The 23,685-nt window shown below is 62.9% G+C and carries 12 protein-coding genes and 1 pseudogene (1 of these 13 cut by a window edge); 9 read left to right on the top strand and 4 right to left on the bottom strand.

Features of this window, described 5'->3' with window-relative positions; translation table 11 throughout:
- Positions 1–15: 15 nt before the first annotated feature.
- Positions 16–498 (bottom strand): sigma-70 family RNA polymerase sigma factor, encoded by a 483-nt coding sequence (locus HQ912_RS09965; RefSeq protein ID WP_173406737.1) that lies wholly within the window; start codon positions 496–498, stop codon positions 16–18.
- 467 nt (positions 499–965) lie between these two features.
- Here HQ912_RS09965 and HQ912_RS09960 point away from each other — a divergent pair, with 467 nt between their 5' ends.
- The 4 genes and pseudogenes from HQ912_RS09960 (at position 966) to HQ912_RS09945 (ending at position 5,895) form a co-directional block, all read left to right on the top strand.
- Complete coding sequence (locus HQ912_RS09960; RefSeq protein ID WP_076383897.1) at positions 966–2,117, top strand: efflux RND transporter periplasmic adaptor subunit; 1,152 nt, start codon at positions 966–968, stop codon at positions 2,115–2,117.
- Entirely contained in the window at positions 2,118–4,088 is a 1,971-nt protein-coding gene (locus HQ912_RS09955) for a MacB family efflux pump subunit (protein WP_173406736.1), read from the top strand.
- 10 nt (positions 4,089–4,098) lie between these two features.
- Complete coding sequence (locus HQ912_RS09950) at positions 4,099–5,493, top strand: efflux transporter outer membrane subunit (RefSeq protein WP_173406735.1); 1,395 nt, start codon at positions 4,099–4,101, stop codon at positions 5,491–5,493.
- A 96-nt stretch (positions 5,494–5,589) separates the two neighbouring features.
- Positions 5,590–5,895, top strand: a pseudogene (locus tag HQ912_RS09945) (DUF6124 family protein).
- A 200-nt stretch (positions 5,896–6,095) separates the two neighbouring features.
- Here HQ912_RS09945 and HQ912_RS09940 read toward each other — a convergent pair.
- Positions 6,096–7,712, bottom strand: coding sequence for a PvdJ/PvdD/PvdP-like protein (locus tag HQ912_RS09940; protein WP_160891252.1), 1,617 nt, complete (start codon positions 7,710–7,712; stop codon positions 6,096–6,098).
- 314 nt (positions 7,713–8,026) lie between these two features.
- Between HQ912_RS09940 and pvdM the strand changes: the two genes are divergently transcribed.
- The 5 genes from pvdM to HQ912_RS09915 all read left to right on the top strand — a co-directional run bounded on the left by pvdM (position 8,027) and on the right by HQ912_RS09915 (position 17,643).
- Positions 8,027–9,397, top strand: a complete 1,371-nt coding sequence (pvdM, locus tag HQ912_RS09935) for a pyoverdine-tailoring dipeptidase-like protein PvdM (RefSeq protein WP_173406734.1) — start codon at positions 8,027–8,029, stop codon at positions 9,395–9,397.
- A complete protein-coding gene (locus tag HQ912_RS09930; protein ID WP_047229292.1) occupies positions 9,394–10,674 on the top strand; it encodes an aminotransferase class V-fold PLP-dependent enzyme in 1,281 nt (426 codons plus the stop codon). Before pvdM ends, HQ912_RS09930 begins: the two co-directional genes overlap by 4 nt.
- A 24-nt stretch (positions 10,675–10,698) precedes the next feature.
- Positions 10,699–11,574, top strand: coding sequence for a formylglycine-generating enzyme family protein (locus HQ912_RS09925; RefSeq protein WP_173406733.1), 876 nt, complete (start codon positions 10,699–10,701; stop codon positions 11,572–11,574).
- A 238-nt stretch (positions 11,575–11,812) separates the two neighbouring features.
- Positions 11,813–13,471 (top strand): cyclic peptide export ABC transporter, encoded by a 1,659-nt coding sequence (locus tag HQ912_RS09920; protein WP_173406732.1) that lies wholly within the window; start codon positions 11,813–11,815, stop codon positions 13,469–13,471.
- Positions 13,472–13,485: 14 nt separating this feature from the next.
- Positions 13,486–17,643 (top strand): non-ribosomal peptide synthetase, encoded by a 4,158-nt coding sequence (locus tag HQ912_RS09915; RefSeq protein WP_173406731.1) that lies wholly within the window; start codon positions 13,486–13,488, stop codon positions 17,641–17,643.
- A gap of 810 nt (positions 17,644–18,453) precedes the next feature.
- Here the strand turns inward: HQ912_RS09915 and HQ912_RS09910 are convergent.
- Positions 18,454–20,922, bottom strand: a complete 2,469-nt coding sequence (locus tag HQ912_RS09910; RefSeq protein ID WP_076383888.1) for a TonB-dependent siderophore receptor — start codon at positions 20,920–20,922, stop codon at positions 18,454–18,456.
- 493 nt (positions 20,923–21,415) lie between these two features.
- Positions 21,416–23,685, bottom strand: partial view of an amino acid adenylation domain-containing protein gene (locus HQ912_RS09905; protein WP_173406730.1) — the 3' portion only. 961 nt of this gene lie beyond the right edge of the window; 2,270 of the gene's 3,231 nt are visible here — the last part of the coding sequence; its start codon lies off the right edge, out of view; it ends in the stop codon at positions 21,416–21,418.

Raw genomic sequence — 23,685 nt, 5'->3', positions numbered from 1 at the left:
ACCGGCGTGGACGGATTAATGCGCGTCCCACTGCCGCATACGAGTGCGGCAATGCTTCATGGCGTTGACGATGTGCTTTTCCACCAGCGCCCGGGAAATGCCCAGGCGTTCGGCGATTTGCGGGTGGGACAGGCCTTCGAGCTTGCGCAGCAGGAAACTCTCGCGGCACAGCGGTGGCAATTCGGCCAGGGCGCGCTGGAGCATGTCCAGGCGTTGACCGTGGTCTAGGCTGGTATGGGGCGATGGCGTGAAGAAACGCTCTTCGCTGTCCAGCACCTCCAGGGATTCGACCTGGCGCAGGGTATTGCGCCGATGCCCGTCGATCACCAGGTTCAATGCGGTGCGGTACAGGAACGCGCGAGGTTGTTCGATGGGCGTGTCACTGGCGCGCTCAAGTACCCGCACATAGGCGTCATGCACCACATCCTCGGCCGCCTGGCGGTTGCCTAGCCTGGCGTTCAGGAAACACACCAGCTCGCGATAGTAGTTTTCCAACATGACTCCCCTGCGCAATGGCTGCGACAGCTATCCCTGTGCCAGATCGGCGTGCCTGAAATCGGCAATGGCACGATAGTGGCAGATTTCATCGCGTAATTTATAGTAATTCTCATATAGATTTAAAGCTTTGGTTTGTATCAAGGCTGATTCGTTCATTTCTACTGGCACCGACACTGATGTTGTGGCGAGGGGATTTATCCCCGCTGGGCTGCGCAGCAGCCCCAAAACCTACTACTCAAAACATCTGGCACACCGAGTTGTTGGCTATGAGGGGCTGCTGCGCAGCCCAGCGGGGATAAATCCCCTCGCCACAACATCACCTGTCTTGGTTGTTGCGTTGCCCATCCGCCATCCTGCTACCAAGTGTTTCACACAGTAAATTCCCGTCCGAAGCGCTCGTTTACCAAGACAGCCTCCCGTCCCTGCCCCTCATGGAACGGGCCCGACACCACCGGCCGGAACCCTGCATGAAACGTCCCCGCCCTACACGACGCGCCTGGCTTTTAACCTTCGCCCTGCTTCCAGCCGTGGCCTTTGCCGCCTGGCAAGCGGTGGCCCCGAGCCGTGAATCGCTTATTACCGCCCCCGTCACCCGTGGCGATATCGAAAACAGCGTCACCGCCCTGGGCACCCTGCAACCGCGGCGTTACGTGGACGTCGGCGCCCAGGCGTCCGGGCAGATCCGCAAGATTCATGTAGAAGCCGGCGACGAAGTTCGCGAAGGCCAATTGCTGGTTGAGATCGATCCCTCCACACAAAAGGCCAAGCTGGACGCCGGACGCTTCTCCATTGAAAACCTCAAGGCCCAGCTCCAGGAACAACGAGCCCAGCACGATCTGGCCCAGCAGAAATTCCGCCGCCAGCAGCAACTCAAGGCCGGCGGCGCCACCCGCGAGGAAGACGTGCAGACTGCCCAGGCCGAAGTGCGGGCGACCCAGGCGCGCATCGACATGTTCCAGGCCCAGATCCGCCAGGCCCAGGCCAACCTGCGCAGTGACGAGGCCGAGCTGGGTTACACGCGCATTTTCGCGCCCATGAGCGGCACCGTGGTCGCCGTCGGTGCCCGGGAAGGCCAGACTCTTAACGCCCAGCAGCAAACCCCGTTGATTCTGCGCATCGCGCGCCTGTCGCCAATGACGGTCTGGGCCGAAGTCTCGGAAGCGGACATCGGCCACGTCAAACCGGGCATGACCGCCTACTTCACCACCCTGGCCGGCGGCGCCCGCCGCTGGAGCAGCACCGTGCGCCAGATCCTGCCGGTGCCGCCGCGCCCGCTGGAAGCGAGCCAGGGCGGTAGCCTCACGGGCGGGCGCAGTGGCAGCGAACGGGTGGTGCTCTATACCGTGTTGCTGGATGTGGATAACGCCGACCGCGCCCTGATGACGGAAATGACCGCCCAGGTGTTTTTTGTTGCCGCCCAGGCACGCGATGTCCTGACCGTGCCCAGCGCTGCGTTGCAGGCCAACGCCAGGCAAGTGCAGGTGGTGGCCGACAATGGCGATGTCCAGCCGCGCACTGTTCGCACCGGCGTCAGCGATCGGCTGCGTACCGAAATTCTCGACGGTCTGAGCGAAGGCGATCGGGTGCTGATCGGTCCGGCCGTCGGCAGTGGAGGCTGAATGGACGCGCCCCTGATCGAACTGCGGGACATTCGCAAGGTTTACGGCGGTGGCGACAGCCCTCGGGTGGAGGTACTGCGCGGCATCGACTTGTCCATTCACGCCGGGGAATTCCTGGCGATTGTCGGAGCGTCCGGCTCCGGCAAGTCCACCTTGATGAACATCCTCGGCTGCCTCGACCGCCCCACCAGCGGCGATTACTGGTTTGCCGGCGAAGACGTCGCCGGCCTGGGCAGTGACGAACTGGCCTGGCTGCGGCGCGAAGCCTTCGGCTTCGTGTTCCAGGGCTATCACCTGATCCCGTCCGGCACTGCCCAGGAAAACGTCGAGATGCCAGCCATCTACGCCGGTACTTCGGCCGCCGAACGCCACGCCCGGGCCAGCGCCCTGCTCGAACGCCTGGGTCTGGCCAGCCGCACCGGCAATCGCCCTCATCAACTGTCCGGCGGCCAGCAGCAACGGGTGTCGATTGCCCGGGCATTGATGAACGGCGGCCACATCATCCTCGCCGACGAACCCACCGGCGCCCTCGACAGCCAGAGCGGCATCGAGGTCATGGCGTTGCTCGATGAACTGGCGAGCCAGGGTCATGTGGTGATCCTGATCACCCACGACCGCGAGGTGGCGGCGCGGGCCAAGCGCATCATTGAGATTCGCGACGGGCTGATCATCAGCGACAGCGCCGGCGCTTTGCCGCACAACGTGCAAGCCAATCCGAAGGCACTGCAAGCGGTGGACCTGCGCCAGCGCCTGAGCGCCGGCAGCGAACACAACGGTGCCTGGAAAGGCGAACTGCTCGACGCCGTGCAAGCGGCGTGGCGGGTGATGTGGATCAACCGCTTCCGCACCGCCCTGACGCTGCTGGGCATTGTCATCGGCGTGGCCTCGGTGGTGGTGATGCTGGCCGTGGGCGAAGGCAGCAAACGCCAGGTCATGGCCCAGATGGGCGCCTTCGGCTCCAACATCATCTACCTCAACGGCACCGCGCCCACCCCGCGCGCCGCCAAGGGCATCATCAGCGAACACGACCTGGCGGCCCTCGCCGCCCTGCCCGAGGTGCAGCGCATCATGCCGGTCAACGGCGCCGACGCCAGCGTGCGTTTCGGCAACCTCGACCACACCAGCTACGTCGGCGGCAACGATACGAACTTCCCGACCATCTTCAATTGGCCGGTGGCCCAGGGCAGCTACTTCACCGATGCCGATGAACGCAGCGCGGCGGCAGTGGCGGTGATCGGTCACAAGGTCCGGCACAAGCTGCTCAAGGAGGTCGACGACCCCATCGGCCGCTACATCCTGATTGAGAACGTGCCCTTTCAGGTGGTCGGCGTGCTGGCGGAAAAAGGTGCCAGCTCCGGGGATTCGGACGCCGACAACCGCATCGCCGTGCCCTACTCCGCCGCCAGCGTGCGTTTGTTCGGCAGCCGGCATCCCGAGTACGTGGTGATCGCCGCCCGGGACGCGGGCAAGGTCAGGGAGGCCGAACAGGCCATCTCCCGCGCCCTGTTGCGCCTGCATGACGGCAAGCAGGATTTCGAACTGACCAACAACGCCGCGATGATCCAGGCCGAGGCGCGCACCCAGGGCACACTGTCGCTGATGCTCGGGGCCATTGCCGCGATTTCGCTGCTAGTGGGTGGCATCGGCGTGATGAACATCATGCTCATGACCGTGCGCGAGCGAACCCGCGAGATCGGCATTCGCATGGCCACCGGCGCGCGCCAGCGGGACATCCTGCGCCAGTTCCTCACCGAAGCGGTGATGCTCTCGGTGGTCGGTGGGCTGGCCGGGATCGGCCTGGCCTTGCTGGTGGGCGGTGCGTTGCTGCTAGGCAAGATCGCCGTGGCCTTCGAATGGCTGGCGGTGTTCGGCGCTTTCGGCTGCGCCCTGGTCACCGGCGTTGTCTTCGGTTTCATGCCGGCCCGCAAGGCGGCTCGCCTCGACCCGGTCGCGGCCCTCACCAGTGAATGAACCTCACCTTATGAAAGCGCACCTGACCCTCCTGGCCGCAGGCCTGTTACTGGCGGCCTGCGGCACCCCCGCGCCGACGCCGGACAGCGGCATCCAGCCGCCACCGGCCTGGCAAAGTTTCGACACCGCCACCGCTCGAACCGATAACCAGCAATGGTGGACGCACTTTGGTAGTCCGCAATTGAACCGTTTGATCGAGCAGGCGCGCCGGGAAAGTTACGACCTCGCTGCCGCCATGGCCCGGGTGCGCCAGGCCGAGGCCAGCGCAGTGATCGCCGGCGCGCCGCTGCTGCCAGCGGTCACAGCCGGGCTCAACGGCACTCGTCAAGAGTTGTTGCGGGGCAAGGGTTACAGCCAACTGGACGTCAATCGGGACAACCGCACCATCGACTATTACGACGCCCACCTCAGCGCCAGCTATGAGCTGGACTTCTGGGGCGGCAAACGGGCGGCCCGGAACAGTGCACTGAGCAGTCTGTCAGCCAGCCAGTTCGACCGGGCGACCGTGGAATTGACCCTGCTCAGCGGCGTCGCCAACAGCTACACCCAGGCGTTGTCCCTGCGCGAGCAACAGCGCATCGCCGAACAGAACCTGGACAACGCCCAACGCGTACTCGATCTGGTGCAAACCCGCTACGACGCCGGCAGTGCCACGGCCCTGGAGTTGTCCCAGCAAAAAAGCCTGGTGGCGGCGCAACAGCGCAGGTTGCCTCAAGTGCAGCAGCAGGCCCGGGAAGCCTTGATCAGCCTGGCGGCGCTGCTGGGGCAACCGGTGCAGTCGGTCACACTCGACGATGAGAATTTCGACCGATTGCACTGGCCCGCCATCGACGCCGGGGTGCCCAGCGACCTGCTCAGTCGCCGCCCCGACATCGCCGCCGCCGAAGCCCGCCTCGCCGCCGCCCAGGCCGACATCAGCGTAGCCCGCGCGGCCATGTTGCCCTCCGTGACCCTGGGCCTGAGCCTCGCCACCGGCGCCGACATTGCCGAGCAGTTGCTGCGCAACAACGTCTACAACCTCACCGCAGGTTTGGCCGCGCCGATCTTCAACAACGGCCGCCTGAGCGCCGAACGCGACCGAGCCACCGCGCGCCAGGAAGAACTGCTGGAGCTCTACCGCGCCTCCATCATCAACGGCTTCGCCGACGTCGAAAAAGCCCTGAACGGCATCCACGGGCTCGACCAGCAGCGGCAATGGCAAAGCGAAGAACTGCACCAGGCCCAGAGCGCCTTCGACATCGCCCAGAGCCGTTATCAGGCCGGCGCCGAAGATTTGCTCACGGTGCTGGAAACCCAACGCACGCTGTACGCCGCCCAGGACATGAACGTGCAATTGCGATTGGCGCGGGTGCAGGCGAGCGTGGCGTTGTACAGGGCGCTGGGTGGGGGTTGGCGGGTGATGTGAGCGTCAAACACACGTTTCTATCGTTCCCACGCGCAGCAAAGGAATGCCTCTACTGACGCTCTGCGTTCTGCTCTTTGGGACGCGGAGCGTCCCTGGCTGCATTCCCACGCAGCGCGTAGGAACGATGAAGCCGCCGACCGCGCCCTCTCCTACTACCTCGACCCCAAACCTGAAAACCCCACTCCACCGCCGGGCCAGTTGTTCACCGTTGCGGAAGGTGCGGACCTGGAATGCCTGTAGGCCAACCTCAGCGAAACCCTTGCGTCAGTCAATGTCATGGCCAGCGACCTGGCATTTGATTTGGACGGCGCGCGACGGAGTTTTGCCTTGGGGATCCAGCAGATGGTCGAGCTGAGTGAGCTGCTGGCGAACCGCGCCCTGGACATCGCAGTGCCGCGTTAAAGGCGCATGCCCTCTCAAGCCAAGTGATATTTGTGGCGAGGGGATTTATCCCCGCTGGGGTGCGAAGCAGCCCCAAACCAGCGCACTCAAAACAACTGACTCACCGAGGTGCCGGCTAAAGGGGCTGCTGCGCACCCCAGCGGGGATAAATCCCCTCGCCACAACAGCGTTCGCTTTGGTTTTCTTTGGGAAGCGAAGCTTTACACCGGCTTACTCTTGAGATTACGCGCATACCACGGCCGCTGCGGCACGCGGCGGAACAGTTCGGAGAGTTTTTTGTCGTCGCTGCCGAAGGTGATGCGCAGGGCCAGTTTCATGGTTTCCGGGTCCATTTCCACCGAACGTCCGGGCTGCAAACCCGGCGTGGTGCTGCAGCCGTGGGTGACCGGGCCCAGCCAGGGGTCGGCGATTTCCACCCAGCGGCCGGGGGCGAACCAGGGCACGCCGTTGACTTCCAGCCGGCTCACTTCACCCGGATGGAAACGTTCGTGAGCGCGGAACCAGTCTTCGAGGCGGTCGTCGATCCAGCCGTGGAAGGCCCAGAACACCGGGTTCACATGGGAGGAAAACGGGTCGCCGAGAAAATCGTTTTCCGGTTCGTACCAGCGCTGGGCGAAGTCCGCCGGGTCGCGGGCGAAGGGCACCGGGTGGCCGTTGGAAGGATCGCGGGGCACCGAAGCCCAGCGCATGTGCAGCCAGTCATGCAGGCCCAGTTCCACTTCCGAGCCAAACTGGCCAAGGGTCAGTTTCGACAGGTAGCGCGGGTCGCGGTAGCGCGATTCCCAGACCTGGAAATTGCTGTGATAGGTCTCGGCAGTCTTGATGTCACTCACCCATTGGGCGTACTGCTCGTCGCCGCTGGCCAGCCAGGTGGGCGGCAAAGCTGTGCCATCGTGGTTATCGAAATACCGGGCAAAGCCCAGGCGATCACGCTCCAGTTCCGGCTGCGGCAACGGGAAGCGCGGCCACGACGGCAGCGGCTGGAACGAACGGGCCGTGCCGAGCATGTGCCGGTGCATGAAAAAGAAATCCACGCCCGAGCCGTTGCGATCCTTGCGCTTGCCCCGAGCGTCACGTTCATGGTCCCGTGGGCCGGGCTGCCAGCCGATGCCTCGCAAGGCATTGCGCTTGTCTTCGTCCAGGCTGTGCCATTTGTCCCGCGAGGCGTGCCAGAGCTGATGGAACAACCGATGCTCCGGCGACACCAGCCAGGCCAGCAATGGCGGGCTCAGCGGCGTGCGTTCCCGGGCTTCGGGGAACGGCAGCTTGCGGGCGATGAACTGATTGTCGAGTTCCGGCAGCGCCAACGGGCGATCAAGGCGCAACACGCGACCGCTGAGGGTGGCAGTGCCGGCATTGCCGAAGCCGGCCCAGACCTCGTCGAGGGTCATGATGAATTCATAGACCGGCGCATCCTGCCGGGTCCCGATCAGGCGCCAGCTCAATTGTTTCTTGTCATCCCCCGCCAAGTCGCCCAGCACTCGATAACGCGGCTCATCATCGGCGCGCAACCGCTCGGCGGTGTCGAGGCAGCCCACCAGCCCACGGCCCTTGTGGGCGATGTCGAGGAACACTTGCAGACCGTCGCCGGGCAAACCGTCCAGGCCCGCGTCGCTTCCTGAAAAACGGATCGTCCAGATACCCCGCAGCGTATCGGCCCGGCGCTGCCCCGCCACGTCCGCCACATCGAATGAGGCCTCGCCGGGGGTGATGGTGGGGTCCGGCCGGGTCAGTTCGCGATGCCCGTAATACACCGCAGGCACGGCGGCACCGGTCAGCGCCAGGCCCGCCATGAACCATCGTCGAGAAATCGTCATTGCCTTACCTGTGTTCGGCCCTGGAGCGGGCTTTATCCAAGCTAGAACGATGGGGGGACTGACAAATTTATAGGGGCTGTGAGGGCCTCATCGCGAGCAGGCTCGCTCCCACAATGGATCTGGTACATCCGCGAGAGATCGGTCGACCGTCAGACCGCTATCGCGAGCAGGCTCGCTCCCACAGGTGAGCGCGTTCCATGTGGGAGCGAGCCTGCTCGCGATAGGGCCATTGGCCGCACCTAAATTTCCCCGCCGATCACTCGTTCTCCCCAGATAGCAAAGCCCCCCCGCAGCGAACCTGACTGAGATCGGCAATGACAACACCACGTTCGAAAAAAGCTCTCTTCATCGGCGTGCCCCTGGCCCTTGCACTGGCGGTCGGTGGCGGCCTCACGGCCTGGGACCACTGGTGGCGGGACAACCCTGGCTACCCGGTCAAGGTGATGAAAGAGGCCAGGGAACTGCACGAGCGCCTGCTGTCCTTCGACAGCCACATCTCCGTGCCACTGAATTTCGGCACCGCCGGTCACGAGGCGGACAAAGACGGTAAAGGCCAGTTCGATCTGGTCAAAGCCAACCGCGGGCACCTGTCCGGCGCGGCCCTGACGATCTTCGGCTGGCCGGAGTTGTGGAACGGCCCCAACGCGCCGCACAAGCCCACCGCCGGCTTCGTCGAGGAAGCGCGCAATCAGCAGGAAGTGCGCTTCAAGATCATCACCGGCATGGTCCGCGACTTTCCCAACCAGGTCGCCATCGCCTACACCCCGGATGACTTCCGGCGCCTGCACGGCGAAGGCAAGTTCGCGATTTTCATCAGCATGCTCAACGCCTATCCTCTGGGCCATGACCTGAGCCTGCTGGATCTGTGGACGGCGCGGGGCATGCGCATGTTCGGCTTCAGCTACATCGGCAACAACGACTGGGCCGACTCCTCGCGCCCTCTGCCGTTCTTCAACGACTCACCTGACGCCCTCGGCGGCCTATCGGACATTGGCAAGCAAGCGGTGACGCGCCTGAACGACCTGGGCGTGATCATCGACGTCTCGCAGATGTCAACCCAGGCCCTGGAGCAAGTTGCGCAACTGAGCCGCACACCCTTGGTGGCCTCCCATTCCGCACCCCGGGCCATGGTGGATATCCCGCGCAATCTCAGCGACAAAGAAATGCAGCTGATCAAGGCCAGCGGTGGCGTGGTACAGGTCGTCGGTTTCTCCCAATACCTGCGCCCGCTGACGCAAAAAACCCAGGACAAACTCAACGACCTGCGCAAGCGATTCGACCTGCCACCGCTGCCCAACCTGGCCATGGCGCTGATGCCGGGCGATCCGATCATCGCCGCGTGGCCGGAACAGAAATTCGGTGAATACGCCGGCCAGCTCTACGGCATTCTGGAGGAGGAACCCAAGGCCAGCCTCAAGGACCTGGGCGACGCCATCGATTACACCGTACGCAAGATCGGTATCGACCATGTCGGCATCAGTTCGGACTTCAACGAGGGCGGCGGAGTCAAAGGCTGGGAAGACGTGGGCGAGATCCGCAACGTCACCGCCGAACTGCTGACCCGCGGCTACTCCGAAGCGGACATCGCCAAACTGTGGGGCGGCAACTTTCTGCGGGTCTGGGATCAGGTCCAGCAAGCCGCGCGGCCTGCCGTGGCCTCGACCCGGGGGGCCGTCCAGCCATGAATGAGCGCCGGACCTTTCTCAAGCACGCCGGGATCCTTGCCGCCGGCCTGCCGCTGGCCGCCAGTCTTCCCGCCCCGGCCATTGCCGATCCCCTGCCGCCATTGCCCCGGGACAAATGGGCGCAGTTGCGCTCGCTGTTCAACCAGGACCCGGACTACCTGCACTTCTCCAATTTCCTGGTCACCACCCACCCGCGCCCGGTACGTGAGGCCATCGACCGGCATCGCGCCGCGCTGGATAAAAACCCTGGACTGTTGATGGACTGGGACCTGGGCGTCACCGAGGAGCGCGAGGAAAACGTCCGCACCTGGGCCGGCCGCTACCTGCAAGCGACCCCGAAGCAGATCGCCCTCACCGGCAGCACCACCGAAGGTTTGTCGATCATCTACGGCGGCGTCCATGTGGCAGCCGACCAGGAAATCCTCAGCACCGCCCACGAACATTACGCCACCCATACCATCCTTGATTTACGCAACCAACGCGACGGCACCCGGGTGCGCAAGATCAAACTGTTCGAGAACGCCCACAACGCCAGCCACGATGACATCCTGAGCGCCATCGACCGCAACATCCGTCCCGAAACCCGCGTACTGGGCATGACCTGGGTGCATTCGGGCAGCGGCGTGAAGCTGCCGATCGACAAGATCGGCGCGCTGGTGGACAAGCACAACCAGGGCCGCAGCGATACGCAACGCATCATTTACGTGGTGGACGGCGTGCACGGCTTCGGTGTTGAAGACCTGAGCTTCCCAGCGATGAATTGCGACTTCTTCATCGCCGGCACCCACAAATGGATGTTCGGCCCCCGCGGCACCGGTCTGGTGTGCAGCCGCAGCGAAGAGCTCAAGTACGTCACGCCGATCATCCCGACCTTCTCCGAAGCCACGGCGTTTTCCACCACCATGACGCCCGGCGGCTACCACGCCTTCGAGCATCGCTGGGCGGCGGACGAGGCGTTCAAGCTGCACTTGCAACTGGGTAAGGCCGACGTGCAGGCGCGCATTCACGCGCTCAACACCTACTTGAAAAAACAGCTGCTGGCGTTGCCGCAAATCGAGCTGGTCACGCCCATGAGCCCGGACGTGTCGGCCGGTTTCACCTTCTTCCGGGTCAAGGGCCGCAAGAGCGACGAGATCGCCGCCTACCTGATGCAGAACCGGGTGATCGCCGACGCCGTGCATCGCGACGCCGGGCCTGTCATTCGAACCGCGCCGGGCCTGCTCAACACCGAAGCCGAGATCGATCGCTTCATGGGCTTGCTGGGCAAGACACTCTGAACCTGACTTTATCGAGAGAGATGGATGAACAGTTTTTCGTTGAAGCTATTCCCGGCACTGGCCCTCGCCGCCCTGCTGCCCTCCGGCGCCCAGGCCTCGCAACCGGGCCAGGTCTTTCGCGACTGCAAGGACTGCCCGGAAATGGTCGTGCTGCCCACCGGCACCTTTCAGATGGGCACCCCGGAAGATGAAGTGGGCCGCGAGCCCGACGAAGGCCCGATGCACCCGGTGACCTTCGCCAAACCGCTGGCGATCAGCCGCTTCCAGGTCTTGAAGGGCGAATGGTTCGCCTACCTGCGCGACACCGGCTACTCGATGCCCGACGGCGATAAACGTCCCGGCCGCGCGTGCAAGGCCGGCATCCCGGACTATCAGGGCAGTGACCCGCGCAAGCAATACACCGACCGGCACCCGGCGGTGTGCATGAATTTCGAAGAGGCCAACGCTTACGTGGCCTGGTTGTCGAAAAAAACCGGCAAGCCATACCGCCTGGTCAGCGAGTCCCTGCGCGAGTATGCGGCGCGCGGCGGCAGCACCGGCCCATTCCCCTTCCCGTTCGACGAGGGCAAGGAATACAGCATCGCCCAACACGCCAACACCTATGGCGCGGCCGACGGCTACAACTTCACCGCCCCGGCCGGCAGCTTCGCGCCCAACGCCTTCGGCGTGTACGACATGCACGGCAACGTCTACGAGTGGACGGCCGATTGCTATAACGAAAACTACGTCGGCGCCCCGAGCGATGGCAGCGCCTGGTTGACCGGCAAATGCGAGTTCAAGCGTATCCGCGGCAACGACTGGGGCGAGGCACCGGTGTTCTCCCGCTCCGGCAACCGCAACGCGCTGGTGCCGGGCAATCGGGGTGACTGGATTGGTTTTCGGGTGGCGCGGGATATGTAGGCCGAGCACAGCTCGGCCCCTGTGGGAGCAAAGCTTGCTCGCGATGCAGACACCTCGATTTCACAGAAAAGCGCGTCGCCTTCATCGCGGGCAAGCCTTGCTCCCACAGGATAAATTCCCCTGCCCTCCAATCGTTCTAAAGATGGGCACAACCCAATCCAGCGTGCCTGCGCCCTAAAGCCCTCCCGGCGACCACCCGCGATGGCCTTCGCCCTTTTCATCAAGCAGGGAAACCTCCATGAGCCAACCAACACGCGGGGTGATCAATGAACTGTTCATCCTGCTCAAACCCTTCCGGCTGATTGTCGTAGGCTCCATCCTCTTGGGCATGCTTGGCGGCCTGAGCATCACCGCCCTGCTGGCGACCATCAACGACGCCCTGAACGCCGCGGCCAAACCCACAGCCCAGACGCTGGTAACGTTCGTGGTGCTCTGCGCGGTGGCGCTACTGACCTCGATTCTTTCGGACATCGGTAGCAACCACGTCGGTCAGAACATCATCGCCGGGTTGCGTAAGTCCCTGGGCAAGAAGGTGCTGCTGGCGCCCATCGAACAGATCGAACGTTATCGCAGCCACCGGCTCATCCCGGTACTGACCCACGACGTCAACACCGTCAGCAATTTCGCGTTTTCGTTCGCACCGCTGGCCATCGCCTTCACCGTGACCCTCGGTTGCCTGGGTTATCTGGCCTACCTGTCACTGCCGATGTTCTTGCTGCTGCTGGTGGCGCTGGTGATCGGCACGGTCGTGCAATACCTGGCCCGAGCCCGTGGCATCAGGGGGTTCGAAGCCGCCCGCGAGGCCGAAGACGCGCTGCAAAAACACTACAGCGCGATCGCCGCCGGCGCCAAGGAACTGCGCATTCATCGCCCACGCCGCCAGCGCATGTTCAGCCAGCGCATCGAAGCCACCGCCGATAATATTTGCGACACCAATATTCGCGCGGTCAACACCTTCGTGGTGGCCAAGACCTTCGGCTCGATGCTGTTTTTTGTGGTCATTGGCCTGGTGCTGGCCCTGCAATCGCTGTGGCTGGGCACCGACAAGGCCGTGCTTAGCGGTTTCGTGCTGGTGCTGCTGTACATGAAGGGCCCGCTGGAATACCTGGTGATGACCTTGCCGGTCATCAGCCGGGCAAACATTGCCTTCAAGCGCATTGCCGAGCTGGACGAGCAGTTTTCCTCACCGGAGCCGCACCTGCTGCTGGACGACAAGAGCCTTTCCAGACCAGCGCTCCAGCAGCTTGAGCTGCGTGATGTGCACTACGCCTTCCCGGCGGTCGAAGGCAGCCAACCCTTCGCCCTGGGACCGATCAACCTGTCCATCGCCCAGGGCGACATTGTGTTCATCGTCGGTGAAAACGGTGGCGGCAAGACCACGCTGATCAAATTGCTGCTGGGCCTCTATTTCCCCCAGGGCGGCGAAATCCTCCTGGACGGTGCGCCGGTAGGGGCCGCGCAACGGGACGATTATCGCCAGTTGTTCACCACGATTTTTGCCGACTATTACCTGTTCGATGACCTGGTTCAGGGTGACCAGCAGGTGCCTGACGACGCCAACCGCTACCTGGAGCGCCTGGAAATCGCTCATAAGGTTCGCATTCAGGACGGCGCCTTCAGCACCACCGATCTTTCCACCGGCCAGCGCAAACGCCTGGCGTTGCTCAACGCCTGGCTTGAGGAGCGCCCAGTGTTGGTGTTCGACGAATGGGCCGCCGACCAGGACCCGGTGTTCCGACGGGTTTTCTATACCGAACTGCTGCCGGAGCTGAAGGCGTTGGGCAAAACCATCATCGTCATTTCCCACGACGACCGCTATTTCGACATCGCCGATCAACTGGTCCGGATGCAGGCCGGTCAGGTCATCAGTGAAAAAGCCCCCGCCGCCTTTGCCTGAACCGCGAGAACACCATGAACCCATTGCTAGATGATGACCTGCTGACCCTGCTGCTGGAGGAGGACGCTGACGCCGTGCAAGCCCGCTCCAGCCGCAGCCGGCCGGACCGCGCGCCCTTGTCCTTCGCCCAGCAGCGCTTGTGGCTGGAGCAACAGCGCGACCCGAGCCGTTCGGCCTACAACCTGCCGCGCGCCCTGCGCCTGACCGGCGAACTGAATGCCGACGCCCTGGAACGGGCACTCAATCGCGTCATCGACCGGCACGACATCCTGCGCACCGCCTTCACTGAAATCGACGGCGCCGCCACCCAGGTGATCGAGCGTAACGCCAGCCTGATCGTGCACCGGGAGAACCTCGCCGCGCTCGATCAGCCAACACGGGAGCTGGCACTTTCACAGCGCATCGAACAGCACGCCCGACAACCGTTCGATCTGACCCAGGCGCCGCTGATGCGGGCAACGTTGCTCAGGCTGGGCAGTGACGAGCATGTGTTGTTGCTCAACATGCATCACATCGTTTCCGATGCCTGGTCCAACACGATCCTCATGCAGGACATGACCATGGCCTATGCCCAGGCCTTGCTGGGCGATCCGTCAACACTGCCGTCGTTGCCCCTGCAATACGCCGACTACGCGAGCTGGCAACGTGGCGACTATGTGCAGAGCCCGGCCTGCCACCGCAGTGGCGCCTATTGGAGCGACTACCTGGGCCATGAGCTGCCGGCGTTGGAACTGCCTCAGGAGTTTGCGCGCACCGCCAATCAGCAACACATGGCCGGACGCGTGCAGGTGTCACTTGACCCGGCAATGGTCCAGGCCTTGGATACGTTCTGTCAGCGGGAGGGGCTTACGCCTTTTGTCGTGGCGCTGGCGGCCTGGCAATTGTTATTGGCTCGGTACAGCAACCAGAACGACTTCACCGTCGGCGTCCCGAACGCCAACCGCAACAGCCACGAGAGCCAGGAGCTGGTGGGATTTTTCGTCAGCAGCCAGGTGTATCGGGCGCGGATCGACTCGACCCGCAGCGCGCTGGATTTCCTCCGGGACCTGCGCGCGCAGTCGCTCGCCGCGCTGGAACATGCCGACTACCCGCTGGAACTGATCCTGGATCAGTTGCAACGTCCCGGCGCACAGGGCGCCAGTGCGCTGTTCCAGGTCTTGTTCAACTGGCGCACCGGGTCGTCTTCACCGTCGGCGCCAAACCTGGGTCAACTGACGCTGGAGTTTCTCAATACCGGTGACAACCAGGCCAAGTTCGACCTGTCGCTGGATGTCGATTATTCCCAGCAACAGCTGCTGGCAACGTTCGAATACAGCCGTGATCTGTACCGCGCAGAGACCATCGAGCGCATGGCCGGCCACTGGCAGAACCTGCTGCGGGGCCTGGTCGAGACGACTGGATGCGCGCTTGGCGAACTGCAACTGTTGAGCGCCGATGAACACCGAAAAACCCTGGGCGACTGGAACCGTCAGCCGACCCAACTGCGCAGCGAACAATGTCTGCACCGGTTGATCGAAACCCACGCCGCCAGCACAGGCGACGCCATCGCCCTGACCTTTGAAGGGCAGCACATGAGCTATGCCGAACTCAACCGACAGGCCAACCAACTGGCCCATCGGCTGATCGAGCAAGGCGTCGGGCCCGATGTGCTGGTCGGCATCGCCGTCGAGCGTACGCCACAGATGATCATCGGCCTGCTGGCGATCCTCAAGGCCGGTGGCGCCTACGTGCCGCTGGACCCGGCCTACCCGGCCGACCGCCTGGCTTACATGATCGCGGACAGCGGCGTGACGCAGATTCTGACCCAGGCTCATCTGCGTGAATCCCTGGCGTTGCCCGCCGACATCAACTGTCTGCTGCTGGATTCGGTCGATACCAATAGCCCCTATCCCGAGCACAATCCGAATGTGCCGATGGACCCGGATAACCTGGCCTACGTGATTTACACCTCAGGCTCGACCGGCCAACCCAAAGGCGCACTGCTGGCGCACCACAACGTCAGCCGATTGTTCCAGGCCACGGACCACTGGTTCAGCTTCGATCATCAGGATGTCTGGTGCCTGTTCCATTCCTATGCCTTCGACTTTTCCGTGTGGGAGATCTTCGGCGCCCTGCTGCACGGCGGCCGATTGGTCATCGTGCCCCACGCCGTGAGCCGTTCACCGCAGGATTTCTACGCCCTGGTTTGCCAGGAAAACGTCACGGTGCTCAACCAGACGCCCTCGGCGTTCAAAGCGTTGCTGCAGGTCGCCTGCGAACCTGGGCAACCTCTTGCCCACCGGTTGCGACAGGTGATTTTTGGCGGCGAAGCGATCGATGTACAGAGTCTTCGCCCCTGGTTCGAACGTTTCGGCGACCAGACGCCGCAACTGATCAATATGTATGGCATCACGGAAACGACTGTGCATGTCACCTGGCGGCCGTTGTCGATGAGTGACTTGCACAGCGAGGCCGCTAGCCCCATCGGCGAACCCATCGTCGACCTGTCCTGGTATCTGCTCGACGCTCATCTGAACCCGGTGCCCAAGGGTTGCATCGGTGAGCTATACGTTGGCCGGGCCGGCCTGGCCCGCGGCTATCACCGACGTGCCGACCTGACCGCTACCCGCTTCATCCCCGACCCGTTCGACCCGCTGCCGGGTGGGCGCCTCTATCGCACCGGGGATCTGGCCCGCTACCGCACCGACGGCAGCATCGAGTACATCGGACGCCTGGATCATCAGGTCAAGATTCGCGGGTTCCGCATCGAGCTGGGGGAAATCCAGGCGCGCCTGCAAACGCTGCCGGCGGTGCAAGACGGTGTCGTGTTGACCCATGAAGGCCCGGGCGGCCTGCAGCTGGTCGCCTACGTGATTGCCGCACAACCGGCCACGGCCGAGTTACGCGAAGGCTTGTTGAGCGCACTCAAAGCGCAGTTGCCGGACTACATGGTGCCCAGCCACCTGCTGTTCATCGATCATTTCCCGCTCAATGCCAATGGCAAGCTCGACCGCAAGGCCTTGCCGGAACCCGACGCCGGTCTTTGGCATTCCCTTTACCTGGCGCCTCGCACTCAGTTGGAAGAAGCCCTGGCACAGCTCTGGCAACAGTCCCTCAAGGTTGCGCGCGTCGGTGTCAACGACAGCTTCTTTGAACTGGGCGGGCATTCGATCCTGGCGATCGAACTGATTGCCAACCTCAAGGCACGCCTGAATATCAGCGTGCGGCTGCAAGAGTTGCTGGCCAACCCGAGCGTCGCCGAGCTGGCCTTGTTCATCTCGCAAAAACATCGGGAACAGACCCAATGCCTGGTCGAACTGAACAACGCACCGGCCAGCGCACCGCAGCTATTTTGCCTGCACCCCAGCGGCGGCATCGTGTTCTGTTACCAGCCACTGGCGCGCAAACTCCAACAGCGGGCGCGCACCGTTGGCGTCATGCACCGCGGCTTCAGTGAACCGCATGCTGGGCCTGAAGCCTGGGGCGAGATGATCGCCGATTACAGCCAGGAAATCGTCAAGGCCCAGCCGCAAGGTCCCTATTACCTGATGGGCTGGTCGTTGGGCGGCGCCATTGCGCTGGACATCGCCGCGACGCTGGAAAGCCTGGGCCACACCGTGAGTTTTCTCGGTTTGGTGGATAGCACGGTTCCCGAGCCTCTATATCCGGCAACGTTGTCGCGTCATCGGCATTTACCAGGCGCTGAACAAGCCGACCCGGCCTCTCAGGATCTGCTGGAGGCCATCGAGTACTTCGACCTGCTGTTTCCGACCCTCACGGAACGCACGGCGACTTATCGGCGTGAGCAACCCGAAAGCACGGTCAAGGCCTTCCATGAGTGGGCCGCCAGCCAGATCGAGCCGGGACGAGGCGACTTGCTGGCGATCGTGCAGAGCGTCAAGGATGAAGTCATGAACGCCCAGGCGTTCTCGGTGCATGATCGTTTGCTGGAAGCCTTCGACGGGTTCACCTTCAAACCGGTACGGGTTCGGCCTAGCTGCTGGTGGACACAGGTAGAAAAAAACCCGGAAGAATTGGCATTCTGCGAAGCCTTGATCAAGAGCTACAGCCTGACCGGGGAGTTGCAATGCTCGATGCATTCGCCGTTGCGTCACCGCAGTATGATTTTTGATGATGGGTTGCTTGATTCGTTGGTCGAGGCTTTTTGGGCCAGTACGATAGAAGGGGAATAGCGCTTGGGGTCGGTGTGTATATCCGTTGCTGCGGTAACCGCCACTTAGGGTTCCGCCGTTACGGCGGGTCACTTTCGAAAATCCGCAAGCCGGCCCAGGCGAAAGTAGCCAAAGCGCTTCTGCCCCACCACTCGGCACCTCACTTAGGCTCGGTGCGCCGGAACCACCGCTATCGCGAGCAGGCTCGCTCCCACAGGTTTTTGTGTCGTTTGCAGATGCTGAGGACACCAGCAAACTCATGTGGGAGCGAGCCTGCTCGCGATGACGTCGGCACATCCAACATCAACGCAAACTGACCCGCCGCTTTCGCGAGCAAGCTCGCTCCCACAGATTTTTGTGTCGTTTGCAGATGCTGAGAGCACCAGCAAACTCATGTGGGAGCGAGCTTGCTCGCGATGACGTCGGCACATCCAACATCAACGCAAACTGACCCGCCGCTTTCGCGAGCAAGCTCGCTCCCACAGGTTTTTGTGTCGTTTGCAGATGCTGAGGACACCAGCAAACTCATGTGGGAGCGAGCCTGCTCGCGATGACGTCGGCACATCCAACATCCTCGCAAGCTGACCCGCCGCTTTCGCGAGCAAGCTCGCTCCCACAATTGGATTGAGTTCCCCCGTAAGAACAGGTCGGCTATAAGGCCGCCTCGCGTCGGACGTTGATCTCGGCGCCCCGTTAACCACGCTGGCCGAACGCAGGCATTGCGCAGTGGGCACCTTGGCAAAAAAAACGGCGCTTTCCCGTCTCGAAAAGCGCCGTTTCCTTAAGTGAACAGCACCACCCACAAGGCAGGTCTATTCATTCCCGCGAGGATCAGAACTGCGGTTTGTACGTCACGCTGAACATCAGGTTGCGTGGATCACCGAAGTTGTTGTTGCCATTGAGCTGGTTGTAGGCGGACGTAATGTACGTCTTGTCGAACAGGTTGTTGGCGTTGACCGCCAAGGCGATTTCCGACGTCAGTTGGTAGCCGACGCGGGCGTTCCATACGGTGTAACCCGGGACTTCACGATCGTAGTCGTAAACCATCGTGTGGCTTTGGCTGGTGAAGCCCAAGCCGGTGCTGACACGGCTCCAGTCGCCGGTGAACTGGTAGTTGCCCCACACGCGCAGCATGTGTTTCGGCGTCCAGGTGCTGAAAATACTCCCTTCATTGTCCGGGTCCTCCAGGTACTTGGTGGTGTTGTAGGTGTAACCCGCGAACAGCTGCAGGTTGTCTATCACTTCACCACTGATTTCGGCGTCGATACCCTGGCTGCGCACTTTGCCCGAGGCTACCGAGCAACCCGAGCCGCCACACCCCGAACCACCGTCGTTGATGGCACGGTTCTCATGGTCGTAGCGGAAGATTGCCAGGGAGGTATTGACCCGACCGTCCATCAACTCGCCCTTGAGGCCGACTTCGTAGTTGGTGCCGACTATCGGCTTGAGCACCGAACCGTTGGCATCGCGATTGGTCTGCGGCTGGAACACGTCGGTATAACTGGCATACACGGCCCATTCACGGCTCAGGTCATAGATGATGCCCGCGTAGGGCGTGACCACTCCGGTTTCAGTTCCGGTGCTTGGCGCGTTGCCTGTGATACCGGCTGAGTTTTCGGTTTTCGACTTGTAGCTGTAGTCATACCAGCTGACCCGGGAACCCAGCACCAGCGTCAGATCGTCCACCGGCTTGACGCGCCAGGTGCCGTACACGCCCTTCTGGCGGATATCGTATTTGCTGAGGGTGCCCTGGCCACCCGCGGCGATCAAACTGTCGTAGCTGATGTCCGGACGGTCATTGTCGATGTCGAAGATGGAGTCGCTGGTGTTGTTGAATGTACGGGCGTAGCGGTCATCGGTTTCCAGCTGGGAGTAGTTGCCGCCCAGCATGACTTCCTGCTCCATCGACAAGGCTTCGAACTTGCCGGTCAGGTTCATGTCGAGACCGGCCTTCGTGGACTGGAAATCGGTCAGGAAGTCGGCATATTGCACGCCGCTGCCATCAGGCAGGAGACCACCTCCCCTTTGGACGCGCTGGTTTTTCGCCTGGTTGTCTTCGCTCATGTGCACCGCGCCGACCTTGAACGCCCAGTCCTCATTGAAGCGGTGCTCCAGATCGGCGTAGAGGGTGGTGACGTCGATTTCGGAGCGGTTCCAGCGCGCCCCCGTGTAGGTCGAGCGCGACACGTCCGGCATCCTGCCATCGGCGTAGCGTGGCAGGCCGCGGATGTTGCCCCGCGATTCGCCGTTGGATTGGCTGACCGCGAAACCCAGGGTGGTGTCTTCGCTCAGGTCGACGTCCAGCGCGCCGTACAGCGAGTGAGTCTTGCTCCACGCATGGTCGACGAATGAATTGCTCTGGTCTTCGTCGACGACGATGCGACCGCGGATGTTGCCGGCCTGGTTCAGCGGGCCGCCAGCGTCCAGTTGCAGGCCGTAGTGATCCCAGGAGCCGGCCTTGCCGGTCAGGGTCACGGTCGGTGCGTTCTGGCCACGCTTGCGCACCAGATTGACGGCACCACCGGGGCTGCCGGTGCCTTGCAGCAGGCCGGAGGCGCCGCGCATGATTTCCAGGCGGTCGAAGAAGATCAGGTCCTGGGTCGCCCAGTTGCCCAGCGAATAATTGTTACGCAGGATCGGCACACCATCGTATTGCCAATCGTCGATCTGGAAGCCGCGTGACGACAGGATCATGCCTTGGCCAACGCCCTGCAAGCCGACGATGCCGGTGGTCTGGTTGACGGCGTCCTTGAGGTTGACCAGGTTCTGGTCATCCATCTGCTTACGCGTCATCACGGTGATCGACTGAGGAATTTCCTTGAGGGTATGGGTGCCCTTGCCGATGGTCACGGCGTTACTGGTGTATGACTTGCTGCCTTCGGTCGTCGCCACCAGCTCCTGTGCCTTGACGGTGGTCGCGCCCAGCTCAAGGGACCCAGTGGCAGAACCGCGCAGCAGCATCAGGGTATTGCCCTCAACGCTGTACCGCACCCCCGTGCCCTTGAGCAATTCGGTGAGGGCCGCCTGCGGGCTCATCTTGCCGCTGACGCGGTTGCTTTTCAGCCCGGCCATATCGCCGGCGTTGTAGATCACTTGCTGGTTGGTCTGCTGACCGAACGCTTGCAGTGCCTGGGGCAGCGATTGCGCAGGGATGTCGACGCTGACGTCTTCAGCCATCACCTGAGCGCTGAGTGGCAGCAGGCAGACCAGCCCCAGACCGGTCAACACCCGACGCGAACGCAGGCCGCGGGACATGACGAGTGCCTTGAACAGAGGTTTCAACTCATGAATGGATGACATCGTGCTCTCTATTATTGGTAGAAGTAAAAGTCCATGGGGCCGAAAGGCCCGCCGCTCGCCAGCACGAGAGAACCCGCACGGTCGATTGCCCCAAGGGCAATGTGTCAGTGCGGGGCCGACCGGCCCCTCCCCGGGCACGGTCATCCGGCTGGACGACGGCGAAATTTTTGCTGAACACATCCGGTGCCTGAGCGTCCTGCCCGACCCGATTTGTCCACATACCTAAGTAAGACGCAGCACCTGCCAAAAACCGGAATGAGTTTATTTATCATTCGCGAAAAAAGTTAAAAAAAAGCCGGCGCAGAGGGGCGCCGGCCTTTTGTTTCATGCGAGTGTCAGCTGCCTTTCGATCGTTCCCACGCTCCCGCGTGGGAATGCCGCCAGGGACGCTTCGCGTTCCGCCCCTGGAAGGTGACGCAGAGCGTCACGGAATGCATTCCCACGCAGAGCGGGGGAACGAGAACTTAAAAAAGGCCTTTTTGTTCATGCCATGTCAGCTGCCTTGGGCCGCCTTGGCGGCTTGCAGCTGCCGAGCCTGTTCGGTCAGGAGGGCCTTTTCCTCGGGACTCATCGCCTCCATGCGCAGGCGCACCTGGGCCATTTTTTCCAATTGCCCCGGACTGCTCTCCAGCGCCCGCAAGGCCAGGGCCAACGACGCCACGGTCGGATGATCGAAGACCAGTCCCGGATGAATTTCGCACTGCAACAACTTGCGAATACCGGCCACCAGTTTGATCACCAGCAACGAATGACCTCCGGCGGCGAAGAAGTCGCGATCGATGCCCAATCGCTCAAGTCCAAGCAACTGCGCCATGCGCGCGGCGAGCAATTGCTCCAGCGCATCGCGTGGCGCGGCGTCTTCATCGTCCGCTGTAGCCACCGCCAACTGCTGCAGTGCGTGGCGATCGATCTTGCCGTTGGCCAGTCGCGGGAATCGTTCGATCAGATGCACGTGCTGCGGCACCATCACGCTGGGCAAGCGGGCGCTCAGCTCAGCGCGCGCGGCGTCGAGCAAGCCCGTCAACGGTCCCTGCTGCGCCACGACAAAAGCCAACAGCCCCTGCTCGGCCGACGCTGCCGGCAACACCAATGCTTCGGCCACCTGCGGCATGCGCACCAGCACGGCCTCGATCTCCGCCAGTTCAATACGGAACCCACGCACCTTGACCTGCTGATCGCGCCGACCATATAGCTGGATCGCCCCGTCCGGCCGATAACGCGCCAGGTCACCGGTGCGATATAACCGCTGCGCCGGATCAAAGGGACTCTGGATGAACGCCTGCGCATCGGCCTCGGCATTAAGATAGCCCCGGCACAACTGCGCTCCGCCCAGGTACACCTCACCCAGCACGCCCACCGGCGCCAAACGCAGATCGGCGTCCAGCACGTAAACCTGGTTGTTGCCCAGCACCTGGGTCAGCGCCGAACAGTCGCCGGCCGCGCCGTTCAGTGACAGCGGATGAATCATCACCCCCACCGTGGCTTCGGTCGGCCCGTAGTGGTTGAACACCCGGCAATCGCTGCGCAACCGGGCGATGCGCTCGACCAAGGTCGGCGCAATCGGCTCACCGCCAAGCACCAGGGTGCCCGGCAGCAGCGCCCGTTCACCGTCGAGCAGCGCCGCGAGGTGCGAGGGCACGATTTTCAGGCAGTCGATCTGCTGCTGTTGCAGGTACTGGGCAAACAACACGCCGTCCTGCATCTGCTCATCGCTGGCCACATGCAGGGTCGCGCCGTTGAACAACGCGCCAAACAACGCCGTATTACCCAGGTCCGCCGCCACGCTGGAACTGAAACCGACGTTCTTGCACTGGGCAAGCCCCAGCGCCTGACTGGCCTGGGCGGTGTAGTTGAGCAGTTGCCGATGCTCGATCACCACGCCTTTGGGCACACCGGTGGAGCCAGAGGTAAACAACACATAGGCGATGTCGTTGCCCTGGGTGGCGAGCGCCGGCAGTGGCGTAGCCGGATGGCTCAGCTCAGCCGCGGTCAGCGCCTTATACGGCTGATCCTGCCAGGCCGGCAGATGCGCCGCATCGGTCAACAACAACGCCGCGCCGGCCTGTTCCAGCATCAACGCCTGACGCGCCTGGGGCCACTGCACATCAAGGGGCAGATACGCCGCACCAAGGCGCCAGCTCGCCAGCATTGCAATCACCAGATCCACCGAGCGCGGCAACGCCAGCGCGACCATCGAACCGGCGCCCACGCCTTGCTGCTTGAGGCCCTGCGCCATGCTGTCGACCCGGGCTTGCAACTGGCCGTAGCTCATTTGCTGACGGGCGCCGGTCAGGGCAATGGCGTTCGGTGTATGCGACGCCAGATCGGCGATGCGCTGCGGCAGATAACGGCCATCAGCTAACGCGTGCATGGCGGGGTTGATTGCCAGCAAGCGCTGCTCTGCGGTGCGACTCAACAGATCGAGCCGCGCCAATGCGGTGTGTGGAGCGGCAAGGATCGACGCCAACAGCACGCCGTACTGTTCCAACACGGCGCTGGCCGAGGCCGGCGAGTAACGCGAGCTGGCGTAATGCAGATTGACCGCGGCAAGCTGCTGGGCAGCGTTCAATTGCACCTGCAACAGCAACTCGAATGGATCTGCCGGCACCCGCACGGACTCTGCAACAGCCCAGTTAAGGCCGCCACTGTTGCCGGCCCGGTTAGCCTGCCCCAGCGTAAAGCCGTAGGCCGGGCGCGCCGCCTCAGGCGACAGTTCCGGCGCCCAGTATTCCTGCCAGGTGCGATGGGCTTCCAGACGCGCCG

It is taken from the genome of Pseudomonas sp. MPDS (genome assembly GCF_013283895.1).
In the GTDB taxonomy this organism is placed as follows: domain Bacteria; phylum Pseudomonadota; class Gammaproteobacteria; order Pseudomonadales; family Pseudomonadaceae; genus Aquipseudomonas; species Aquipseudomonas rhizophila.
The sequence above is the reverse complement of the archived record's forward strand: the minus strand, read 5'-3'. Positions and strand labels throughout refer to the sequence as shown.